Raw genomic sequence first — 12247 nt, 5'->3', positions numbered from 1 at the left:
CATTGGACAGATAATTTATGCCAAAGGTTACCGTACTACCTCATCACGAAATTTGCCCTGAGGGTGCAGAAGTTGAGCTAAAAGCTGGCGAAAACTTGTGTAAAGCATTATTAGAAAAAGGCATCAAAATCGAGCATGCATGTGAGATGTCAAAAGCATGTACCACTTGTCACGTGGTGGTACGCAAAGGCTTTAATAGTCTAGATGAAATGGATGACATCGAAGCAGATTTGCTTGATCGCGCTTGGGGGTTAGAACCTGACTCACGCCTGTCTTGTCAGGTGATGCTCGATGACGAAGATTTGATTATTGAAGTGCCTAAATACACACTCAATCATGCAAAAGAAAATCACTAAATACGCTTAGCATGCTTCACTTGTGTACAAAAAAACGACCCGTTATTAAATATTAATAACGGGTCGTTTTTTGTATCATCATTCGAGCTGTCAGTCATGACAACCACGGCCATACTTGCTATTATTATCCGCTGAACGGTTATCTCTGGTCAGTCTTATGACGTTTGCTTTCTGCTGCGATGCTTGCAGCCACTTTTTCTTCCTCTTTCTCAACCCGTTCAAGCGCGACATTTAGGCGTGACCTGATATCTTGATAATCCTCATCTTTCATATCTTTGAAATTTAGATGTAGGTTAAATCCAGGTAATGTATGATCTACCCATTTAGAGAGATAGCCTCCATGGCTATCAGGGTCTAACACTTGCCATGCGTTGACCTTATCATCAAAGCCCTTCAACTCAAGTGCTGCAATGTACTGACATTCATAGTTATGACACACATAATCATAAGTGCTTTCATTGATCAATATCTCATCTTTGCCGCCGCATGATTGGAGCCTAGAAGCCAAATTAGCCTCTTTACCAATCAGTGTATAACTAAGTCGATTGTTGCTACCAAAATTACCCACATGGCAGTAGCCAGTGGTAATACCGATACGTATATACAAACCCTCAAAGCCCATTAATCGCCACTTTTGACGCAGTGTGCGCATTTCGCGGCGCATGTCTATAGCCATTGCCACGCAATCTAGTGCATCTTGACGCGAACCGCGGCTATCAGGTTCGCCAAAGAAACACACCATGCCATCACCAATGAATTTATCCAGAACCGCGCCATGTTTGTCAGCAATCATAGTCATACAGTGCATATAAGTGTTTAAGATATCCGCCAAGTTATCCGCACTCAGGCTGTCAGATAGTTCCGTAAAACCCACAATATCCGAGAACATAATGGTCAGCTTTGCACGCTTATTAGAGACAGTAACTGGCATATCCGCTCTGACAATAGGCTCCCAAACCTGGGGTGGTACAAAGCGAGTCAGTTTATTGATGACTGAAACCATCGTACTCAAACGTCCGCCTGCCTGATAGGCACTTTCTTTATAGTCAGTGTGCTTTTTATGAGTTCGGCGAAATTGACAGAGAATAACCGCCATGCTTGCCAGCAATATAACAGGTGGCAACCAGCTGTCATTGCAGTCCATACCACCAGCATCCAAAATATTACTGACATAATAGAAGACAATAGTGGTCACTAAAGCGACCGTAAATAGTCGTAAATGGTTTTCAGGCTTGTTTAGGATGATTCGCATAGCAATTAAAGACGCTAGACTGAGCGATATAACCATGCAGAACTGTATCGCACCAATCACTACTGCCAGTAAAATAATGACAATATTGGACGTCCAAAAACTGGTTTTGCGTCGATAGTTATAAATAAAAATCATTAAACTGGGTAGAATAATGATAATCGATAATGCCATCGATGTCGGACGAAACCCATAATGAAACGTGAGTAATATAACGGTGAGTATTAAAACGAAGACTTCTGGATAGTCGAATTGGCAGATACCATTACCCTTTGACAACATTTTTAGCTTTAATGTCTCTGGTAAGGGCATAGGGAAGATTCACTTAAACTAGATAGACTATCGCTGAGACGATAGTACTTGAGAGTAACATAGCTACATGATTTTCGCTTATGACAAATCATTATAAGATATATCTAATAATATATTATACTTTTTAAAACAGATGAAACCTAGACCATTGGTGCTCAAAAAAACGCCCTTTGTCCAATGTTATGGCTTAATAACTCACTATGAGCTTTATCTAAAGTAAAACCCAATAAAAAAACCAGATACCCTATAGTATCTGGCTTCTCTTATCTGTTCTGTACGCAACAGCTACATGTAAGTATCGGCTTACGAAAATTGGCCATCTCTCATATTATGAGACCAAAACCTAAAAGCCTCGTTTTTACTGTCTGACTACATTTGCCAATCAAAAGGCATTTGATGATGACCACGTAGCGCCATCATTAGCGTCTGCTGCATCTGTGCTAGCACCTCTTTAGTATAAGGGATAGCAGGAACACCCCACACTGGGTTAGGCCATTGCATATCATTCTGATAGCGGACAATATGATGAAAATGAAGCTGGGGCACTTGATTACCAAGGGCTGCTACATTCATTTTATCTGCTTGAAAAGTTTTGGCCAGCTGACTCGATAGCCAGCTTGACTCACGTAAAAACTGCGTTTGATCGGCTTCAGATAACTCATACAGCTCTTTGATACCTGAAACACGCGGCACTAATATTAACCAAGGAAATTGGCAGTCATTGATTAAACGACAAGTAGACAGTGGGAAGTCCCCTACTAAAAAACTATCAGCAGCAAGTTTATGATGAAGTTGGAACATAATGACGGTTCTCTTGTTGTTTAATGCAAATAAAAGCACATAAAATATAAAAGGGTAAAACGCAGTTTGGCTATTTTATCAGTTATCTGGTTGATAAAATAGCGCCATGACGGATTGTATGACAACTTACCTCACTGGCATGACACACGTCACTTATCTCATGCCCTTCTTTACTCGACACTCAGCGTTTAATGGATTAAGCGGACTCTGTCACCCTATGCTCGCTAAAATAGCGCAGTAGCTCTTGGATAACGGTCACTCGCTTTTGCGGCGTTGCCAGTTTATCAGCATTTTGATAACGAATACCAGATGCGCCATTCATACGATAATGCTGCCCATTCGACTGTATCAGCTTAATAATAGCTAAGGCGTCGACCGGTGTATCTGGTGCAAACTCCAGCGTCATACTACTGCCATTGGCATCAATTTTATTGATCTTTAATGGCTCTGCCTGCAAGCGAAGTCCGTGAATGGCAAAGAGCTGTTTGGTTTGATCTGGCAGTGTACCAAAACGGTCTATCATTTCCGTACGAATGTCAGTCAACGCTTCTTTGTCATCTGTATTACTAATGCGCTTATAAAACAATAAACGCTGATGTACGTCATGTAGATACTCTTCTGGTATGAGTGCAGAGCTGTGTAGATTGATTTCACTGGTCAGCGATAGCGGTGTGTTTAAATCAGGCTCTTTGCCCGCTTTGATAGCTTTAGTCGCACGCTCAAGCATATCCATGTACAAGCTAAAGCCAATGGCCTGCATATTACCACTTTGCTGCTTACCTAATATCTCGCCTGCACCGCGAATCTCTAAATCCTCACTTGCCAGCATAAACCCTGCACCCAACGTATTGGCACGTTCAATCGCATGTAACCGGCGCTTGGCATCTCCTTTAAGCCCTTTGATAGAAGGCACTAACAGATAGCAGTAGGCCTGATGATGGCTACGTCCGACTCGGCCACGTAGCTGATGCAACTGCGCCAGACCGAACTTATCCGCGCGCTCAATAATGATAGTATTGGCATTGGGCACATCAATCCCTGTTTCGATGATAGTAGAACAGATGAGCACGTTGAATTTTTTATGATAAAGCTGCTGCATGACTTGTTCGAGTTGGCGCTCTTGCATTTGCCCGTGTGCCACGCCTACTCGCGCCTCAGGTACAAGCTCACGGATGGTCTCTGCCATACGCTCGATACTCGCAACATCATTGTGCAATAGATAGACCTGCCCGCCGCGCAATAGCTCGCGCAAGATCGCCTCTTTCATCAGAGCTTCTGTTTTTTGCATCACAAAAGTTTTAATAGCAAGACGTCGGGCAGGTGGCGTGGCGATGATTGACATATCACGCATGCCTGAGAGCGCCATATTCAGCGTTCTAGGGATTGGGGTTGCCGTCATAGACATGCTATCCACATCCGTTTGAATGGCTTTGATACGCTCCTTATGACGCACGCCGAAGCGATGCTCTTCATCGACGATCATCAATCCTAAATTCGAGAATTTCACATCGGGTTGTAGCAGTTTGTGGGTGCCAATTACGATATCTACTTTACCAGCAGCCAAATCAGCCAAGACTGTTTCCTGGTGTTTTTTGCCACCAAAGCGCGACAGACTTTCGATACGTACTGGCCAATCAGCAAAACGATCACGGAAGTTGTCTTCGTGCTGACCTGCAAGCAGCGTCGTCGGCACCAATACAGCGACCTGATAGCCAGCACTAACCGCAATAAAAGCCGCTCGCATGGCCACTTCAGTCTTACCAAAGCCGACATCGCCGCAGATGAGACGATCCATAGGTTGATTTTGTCTCATGTCCTCCATCACTGCATAGATGGCATGGGCCTGATCGGGGGTTTCTTCAAAGGCAAACTGACTAGAAAACAGCTCATATTGTGAGGAATCTATTTTAAAATGAATGCCTACTTTGGCCTCACGTCTTGCTTGCATATTTAGCAGTTCTGCTGCCACATCATGAATTTGCTCGAGCGCTTTTTGTTTGGCTCTGTCCCATTTACCGCTACCAATTTTGTGTAGTGGTGCTAACGCTGGGTCACCGCCACTATAGCGACTGATCATCTGTAGATTGGCCACTGGTACATAGATACTGGCATCGTCAGAATACTTCAAGTGAATAAACTCTTGCTCACCATCACCGACATCCAGCGTAATCAGACCATTATAGCGACCAATGCCATGCTCAATATGGACGACCGGACTACCATCTGTTATCTCGGTGACACTTTTGACCAAAAACTCTTCTGACACACCGCTTTGACGGCGACGGCGCGTTTGCAGCACTTGACGCCCAAACAGCTGTGTCTCACTGATCAATACCAAACGCTCAGGCACATAAACGCCGCGCTCGATAGGTGCTACCGTCAGACCTACTTTAGGTAAATGATTGGTATGAGTAGTGCTTGTTTTATCTGCTAATAGAAACGCCTCAAAGCTGTCATAAGCGGTAATATCAATCTTACCTTTAAACAGCTCAATAAGAATCTCTCGGCGTCCTGCCGTTTCAGCAACAATCAATACAGGCGTGGCCGTTTGCGCTTGTATCTCTAGAAACTCTAACAATTCAGTTAGCGGTTCAGATTTTTGATGATTCACTGCCAATTGCGGTGGTTCTTGTGCACTCAGTGCGACCGAACCCTTCTGCTTATCTATCGCAAGCTCATCACGCGCACTCAGTATCACTCGTGGATACTGGTTTAGCTGTTCATTCAGTGCATTGGACAGTAGATATAACAGCTCAGGGGCCACAATGGGTTTGTCTATGTCATGGCGACGCTCTTCGTAACGACGCTGGATCTGTGACCAATATTCAGCCTGCTTTTCATTGATCAATTCATCAGTGATAAATAGCGCATCACTAGGCAAGTAGGAAAATAAACTACTCTCGGACTCCCAGTCTTTTAGATTAAAAAATAACGGCTGATAGTATTCAAGCCCGCTACTGGCGATGCCTGCCATCACATCTTTGTGTAATTCAAATTTACGGCTACTGGCATTCGGAAACATCGCAGCAAAATTCATGCGGAACATTTCGCGCCCTTCATCGAGCGGAAACTCCTTAGCGGGTAGTATTTGAAATTGTTCAATCGGTTTTGAGATATCGGGCAGTTTATGCAGTAGCGATAGTGACTCTTTTGCCATACTGGTGTCGTTACCAGACATCAGTGCTTTGAGATCATCGTTGGTTAAGGTACGCTGCGTTTGTGGATGAAAAAAACGAATCGTCTCGATCTCATCATCGAACAGATCCAAGCGCAGCGGAAATGGCTGACCCATGGCAAAAATATCAATGATGCTACCACGTACGGCAAACTCGCCTGGTTCAAAAACATTATCAACCGCACGGTAGCCTGCCTTAGCCAGCAGTCCACGCTGAGTACTGATATCGAACAGATCACCCACACTCAGATCAAAATGCTGCCCAATCAGCCAGCTTGGCGGCGCCACGCGGTGCATCAGCGCTTGTATTGAGATGAGCAGGACACCTGAGCTTGGCATATCTGTCAGCAGATTAATACGCTCACTGACGATGTCCTGATGTGGAGACAGCTCATCATAGGTCAATGTCTCCCAGTCAGGGAACACATAAGCATCGACCCCGCAAAACGCCAACTCTGTCTCTATCTGATTGAGCTGGTTTTGGTCACGTGCCACAACCACCTTTAGTCGATCGGCAATATCCCATCTAGATGCCTGAACCAAGCTTGCCAGCCACAAGCTACTGACCGCACCGTGCACAGGTGCCAGCCAACGCCGCTCGGCGTTTTTGATAGGAAACAGTTGCTGATTAATAGGGTCAAAGGCGTCAGTTAAAGCAGTGATAGGCATAGAGAGTCGGATCAAAGTTAAAAGTCAGAAAGCTATTATACGAATATTTCAGCAATTACCAAAACTTATGCCGTAACGGTTTGTCACCTGCAAGCTTATTTATTATGAAAGAGGCAACACGCTCTAAATGAAACCATCAAGCGCTGACCGTGATAGCCGCATAAAAAAGCCTCAGCTTATAAGCTGAGGCTTCTTATTCGTACCCATAAAACCAAGTTTAGATGAGCGGGCTGACACTCGCGATAATACCGTTATTGTCTGCGTAAACAAACATACCAGAGTTTAAGGTTAGGTCACCAAAACTGATTTCGATACCTGTTTGCCCTTCATCACGTCGATTTGACTTACGCGGGATACAGCCTAGCGCCATGACGCCGATACCCATCTGTGCTAAGTCATCAACATCACGAACACAACCATAGATAACCACGCCCGCCCAACCATTATCGATTGCTGATTCTGCAATCATGTCGCCTAGCAATGCACAGCGCATAGAGCCGCCACCATCCACAACCAACACTTTACCATTGCCGTCTTTATCTTTACCATCACTATTCAGCAATGCCTTAACACGGCTATTGTCCTCGAAACATTTGACCGTCACAATTTCACCGAAAAATTTATTTTTTGCACCAAACTGACGAAACGACTTGCCTTCAATATTTGGCAAACATACCTGCGACTCAGGATTGGCATCTAACAAATCACACGTCACAAAAGTGTTTCTATCCATCTTTATTGATTCTGGCATTGGTTTTACTCCTTGTTGTTGGTGATTTGGTTAGCTACGCTGCTTATTAGTAAAAGTCGCCTGTTGATAAGAAACCCATGCTAATGAAAAATCGTGAGACGTCATTCTTTATTTTTTGACGCGAGTCATCGCTAGCATCTGCTTATTTTCAATGACATTGGTATGTATGGCTTGGGGTTCAGTACGATATTTGCTCCGATGATAAATCTCATGGGCACTCATCGCCATGGCACTAGCCACGCGCTTTGCAGAAATGGGATGCAACGACAGCGACTCTGAGACCAAAGGCGATATCAGCTTAAATGCTTTTTGGCCGAGGCTTTCAAGCGGGCGACCCTTATGCTTACCTAACAACAATGAGGGTCTAAAAACCACCAGCTTTCCAAAACCTAATGACATAATGGACTGCTCAGTCTCAGCCTTGACCCGATTGTACAAAAAGCGACTGTCGATGTCAGCATTCATAGAAGAGAGCAAGAAAAAGTTCTCTACGCCTTTATCGCGGCAGAGCTTGGCAAAGTTCACATTGTAATCATGGTCTATTTTTCGAAAAGTCTCATCGCTACCTGCTTGTTTTTTGGTGGTGCCAAGACAGCTAAAAGCATCTGTCGTTCGATCCGCGCCCACACTTGCAAACACTTCGGAGAGATTATCAAAGTCATTGACCTGATAAAAACGCATGCTGGCATTGATATAGCGTGGCGGACGCCGAGCGATCACAATCAATGTATCATAGAGCTCACTCAGCTGTTTTACCAAGTGCTGCCCCACCAGTCCTGTTGCGCCAATCACAATTGCTTTTCGCTGCATACCCTATCCATTTATATGACGTTAGATGATCTATATTGATGAAAAAATACCTATATCAAGGTCTATCGCTACCGTATCATACCTAAATTCGTAGGTAACCTACCGGATTATGTGAGATTTATTGTAAGAGATTTTATCAGCTAACCACTCTCATGAGTGTGAGAATGGTTTATAAACTTGCCTAGACTGTATTTTTATTCTAAAAAACCATTTCTTTGGGCATTAATCATCAAATATATTGTCCTTAGCTCAATAATTTGCTAAGATAACCGGCTTTACACGTCAACGCTGTTTAATTATTCCAAACAGTTATGGCGCTTGCGATGATCTATTCGTATTAGATATTTTAATATCAGACATCGACATCATGTTTGACGAGAGGCTGCTCGTCACCGATGATTGTTAAACCCATTATTGCAATCAACATTCATACTTTTATCTGTCTTTATCAAGGAGATACGCGTGGCTAATACTGCACAAGCTCGTAAACGCGCCCGTCAAAACACCAAACGTCGTCAGAACTCTGCGTCACAACGCTCTATGGTTCGTACTTACTTAAAACGTGTTGATGCGGCTATCGCAGCTAAAGATTATGACGCGGCTACCGAAGCTTACAAAAAAGCGGTACCAGTTATTGATCGTATGGCTGACAAAGGTATTATTCATAAGAATAAAGCTGCTCGTCGTAAGAGCCGCCTAAACAAAACAATCAAAGGCCTACAAGCTTAAGATTTGTACTGTTTAGACCGCATCTCGCTTTGACAGCGTGATGACTAAAACCTTGCTACCGGTTCTAATACTGGGGCAAGGTTTTTTTATGCTATATTATTGGTATATAAATAACTGGAAGATGCTCAGTGGAATCGATGAATAAGCGCGCAATCGTGATCGGTGGTTCGTTAGCTGGGCTTTTTTCGGGCACGCTACTACGCTCTATTGGCTGGCAAGTAGATATTTACGAGCGCTCTACTCATGATTTAGACAGTAGAGGTGGCGGTATTGTTTTACAACCTGATGTGGTAATGGCGCTAAAAAGAGCAGGTATTGCGACAGATAAGTTAGGCGTCGATGCCCTTGAACGCTATTACCTGCAAAAAAATGGCCAAATTGAAAGAATGGCCATGCGTCAGACGCTTACCTCTTGGAACATCCTTTATCGCTCGATGCGAAGACACTTTCCAGGTGAGCATTATCATCAAGGAAAAGTATTGGCGCAGGTAGAATCAAAAGGTGCCAAAGTCACCACTACTTTCACCGATGGTGCTTGTGAAACTGCAGACTTGTTGATTGGCGCTGATGGACCAAATTCAACCGTGCGTCAGCAGCTTCTCCCTACGTATCAGCCTCAATATGCGGGTTACGTAGCCTACAGAGGTTTGATAGAAGAAGCCGAGTTAGCACCAGAAGAGGCTGAGATATTTACTGAACGGTTCGTGTTTTATGACTTTCCAAACTCGCATATTTTGGCCTACGTCATTCCCGGCGAAAATGAATCGCTGGTTTCAGGAAAACGCCGATTCAACTGGGTTTGGTACGTGAATTACGATGAAAAGACGGAACTTGCTCATCTACTTACGGATAAAAAAGGCAAACATAGAACACACTCTGTTCCACCAGGCATGATGTCCCCTGCTGTAGAACAAGCCATGCGAGACTATGCAGAACGCGTCCTCGCTGAGCCCTTTAAAAAATTAGTCGCCGCAACTAAAGAGCCTTTTGTACAGTCTATTTTGGACTTGGCAGTGCCTCAGATGGTTTTCGATAGCATAGCCCTGATAGGAGATGCCGCTTTCATTCCTCGGCCTCATACAGCAGCGGGGACAGCAAAAGCGGCAGCAAATGCTATGTCACTGGTACAAGCACTCGTTGACCATAGCCATAATGTTCCTAATGCCTTACAAGCATGGGAGAGCCATCAGTTATCATACGGCATGCAGTTATGGCAACAGGGTCGCAGCGCAGGTGATCGCTCTCAGTTTTCTTATGGCAAAAACCGAACAGAAGGCTAGAGGACAGAATCATTTTACGTTGTTGAAAAAAGCGTGTCAGACGCAGGCATAGTAACCATAAAACGCTCTAGAAATCAGTCCCATTTCACTTTTGGCGGCAGCAGCAACTTGCTTGGATGATGGCCTGCTGCTTGGTAGTCCTCTAAGAGAGAGCTAATGGGACGAGTATAGACCTTACCACGCCAAATGAAATGTGCACTGCTCTGCGCGAATGGCTTATCATCAAACCACAAGAAAACGCCCTCCATCATCTTTGGCCAATCGTTCCAGTCAATTTCAACCACATCAAACATCACCGCCAAAAATGCAGAGAGTAAGGTATCGTGACTAACCGCGAGCATTAAATGACCTGACTGCGGCTGATTTTGATAAAAGAGCGATAAAATATCGAGGCCACCTTGATAGGCATTTTTGGTGCCTTCAAGATTGCCTTGCAAAAAACGATTGATAAAGTTCAATACGCCAATCTCTTTAAACACTGGATTGGCAATTTCAGGCTCGGTGACGAGGCTACCAGGCTCAACCAGTAGTGATTGATGTGTAATGTCTCGTCGTAGCCCTGCCCCTTCCTGCATCAGATAGGCCGTATCAAGACAGCGTCCAATTGGGCTTGAAATGCTATCGACATCGAGCGAGTATGGGAGATGACCTGCCAACCAACGACCCCAAGACTTTGCCAGTATTCGACCTTTGGGGGTCAGTGGTAACTGATAACTGGCAAAACCGTTGCCATCAGAGCGCTCACGTAAAGAGTGTCTTGTAAATAAAATCAGACGTTTATTTTCTGGCAATAGACTGACAGATGGAATCATACTATCTGGCAGGTGTGAGGGCGCAGGCGCGCTTGGCGTGTGACGGGCAAGCTTGTCAGTGGCGCTTTGGGGCGGGATGTTGCTAAGATATTTACTCATGCTGCAAGCCTAGCAGATTTTTTGTCAGGAATGAATACCATACAAATCCAGTTGCAATATATATATTGTGAATACCATCTCTGATTTGCAAGACCATTTCTTACCATACAGATTGAAGCAAATTTGATTATTCAATCGTGGTATTAGCAGTGCGTATTTGTGATTTTAAGTGTGAAAGAGAAATATACCTCAACCTTTCGCAGATAAACCTCTTTATATACACCAAAGCATGTACTAGCCAATATCTACGACTCTATCCCACGCAAACTCCAATGCTGTACTACTCACCTCATTGGGATATGCCCGAGGATTAACAATGACCCGAGTATGACCAATACGGTAATCAAATGCCTCATGTGTATGTCCATGCACCCATAGCGTAGGCGCCCAGTCCTCATGCATCCATTTAGACAAATCACTGACGAAAGCGGCATTACTGGGTAGATTGGCGTACTTTTCAGACACAGAGAGTGCACTGATACTATGATGGCTCATTACTATGGTCTTTTTGCCCAACTCTTTGGCTGTTATCAATGCTTGCTGTAGCCACTTACGATGCGTTGCATGGATCTGCATAGAAACCTCGGGTGAAAATAGCTCGTTACCGGCATAGATTTGTTTATAATCACGCATAAACTGTCGAGCAGCAGCCATCGTGTCTTCATTGGCATGATATTGATAATCTGTCCAAAGCGTACAGCCCAAAATGCGAACGTCACCGATATCAATATGCTGACACTGTAATACGCGAACGCCTTGATTAGACGCAGTGTTATAGTTGTCCCATGTTTTCAACTTTTGATCAAAGTTCAATACATCTTCATCAAAGTATTCATGATTGCCTGCAACCGTAATCACTGGCACTTGCAAGCGCGCTGCTTGCTCTTGTAGCCATGGCATACCTTTATCACTATTTGCTGTATCACCCGCTACAAGGACCACATCTGCATCCGTTTTAGGAATATGTCCTATCGGATGTGATTGACGAGCATAACTGTCAATATGTAAGTCACTCAAAATCTGTAATTTCATATTATCCTATACCATCCGATCATGTCACTACTGAAATTCGCATAACAACCAATATCTGCACTGCTTTTGTGAGGCACGCTAAGCCCACTTAATACATACAAATATAAGTTAATAGCAGCAACCGCGTAAATTTAAATAGTGTAGCACCTTTTTATCTACTGCCAAAAAGTAA

Annotated in this window: 10 protein-coding genes; 3 read left to right on the top strand and 7 right to left on the bottom strand. The window is 44.1% G+C overall.

The window, feature by feature from the left end:
* Window positions 1-17: 17 nt before the first annotated feature.
* Entirely contained in the window at window positions 18-356 is a 339-nt protein-coding gene (fdx, locus tag IP510_RS00925) for an ISC system 2Fe-2S type ferredoxin (RefSeq protein ID WP_194362928.1), read from the top strand.
* A gap of 139 nt (window positions 357-495) precedes the next feature.
* On the opposite strand, the gene IP510_RS00920 is transcribed toward fdx, so the two are convergent.
* The 5 genes from IP510_RS00920 to IP510_RS00900 form a co-directional block, all read right to left on the bottom strand.
* The gene (locus IP510_RS00920) at window positions 496-1917 is read right to left on the bottom strand and encodes an adenylate/guanylate cyclase domain-containing protein (protein WP_194362927.1); all 1422 of its coding nucleotides are present in this window, start codon (window positions 1915-1917) and stop codon (window positions 496-498) included.
* A 369-nt stretch (window positions 1918-2286) separates the two neighbouring features.
* On the bottom strand, window positions 2287-2718 hold the full coding sequence (locus tag IP510_RS00915; RefSeq protein ID WP_045445060.1) for an HIT domain-containing protein: 432 nt from the start codon (window positions 2716-2718) through the stop codon (window positions 2287-2289).
* Between the two features lie 196 nt (window positions 2719-2914).
* Window positions 2915-6562, bottom strand: coding sequence for a transcription-repair coupling factor (gene mfd, locus IP510_RS00910; RefSeq protein WP_194362926.1), 3648 nt, complete (start codon window positions 6560-6562; stop codon window positions 2915-2917).
* A gap of 217 nt (window positions 6563-6779) precedes the next feature.
* A complete protein-coding gene (gene rraA, locus IP510_RS00905) occupies window positions 6780-7313 on the bottom strand; it encodes a ribonuclease E activity regulator RraA (RefSeq protein WP_194362925.1) in 534 nt (177 codons plus the stop codon).
* Window positions 7314-7421: 108 nt separating this feature from the next.
* Entirely contained in the window at window positions 7422-8123 is a 702-nt protein-coding gene (locus IP510_RS00900; RefSeq protein ID WP_194362924.1) for an NAD-dependent epimerase/dehydratase family protein, read from the bottom strand.
* Window positions 8124-8585: 462 nt separating this feature from the next.
* Here IP510_RS00900 and rpsT point away from each other — a divergent pair, with 462 nt between their 5' ends.
* Together rpsT and IP510_RS00890 are read left to right on the top strand one after the other, a co-directional pair.
* A complete protein-coding gene (rpsT, locus tag IP510_RS00895; RefSeq protein WP_194362923.1) occupies window positions 8586-8852 on the top strand; it encodes a 30S ribosomal protein S20 in 267 nt (88 codons plus the stop codon).
* A 137-nt stretch (window positions 8853-8989) separates the two neighbouring features.
* Complete coding sequence (locus tag IP510_RS00890) at window positions 8990-10132, top strand: FAD binding domain-containing protein (protein WP_194362922.1); 1143 nt, start codon at window positions 8990-8992, stop codon at window positions 10130-10132.
* Window positions 10133-10206: 74 nt separating this feature from the next.
* Here the strand turns inward: IP510_RS00890 and IP510_RS00885 are convergent, their stop codons facing one another.
* Window positions 10207-11043, bottom strand: a complete 837-nt coding sequence (locus tag IP510_RS00885; RefSeq protein ID WP_194362921.1) for a histidine phosphatase family protein — start codon at window positions 11041-11043, stop codon at window positions 10207-10209.
* Window positions 11044-11277: 234 nt separating this feature from the next.
* Window positions 11278-12075, bottom strand: coding sequence for a metallophosphoesterase (locus IP510_RS00880; protein WP_194362920.1), 798 nt, complete (start codon window positions 12073-12075; stop codon window positions 11278-11280).
* Window positions 12076-12247 lie beyond the last annotated feature (172 nt).

Source organism: Psychrobacter sp. NG254 (genome assembly GCF_015277735.1).
Lineage (GTDB): Bacteria > Pseudomonadota > Gammaproteobacteria > Pseudomonadales > Moraxellaceae > Psychrobacter.
Note: the sequence above shows the minus strand (reverse complement) of the source record. Positions and strands in the feature narration are given on the sequence as shown.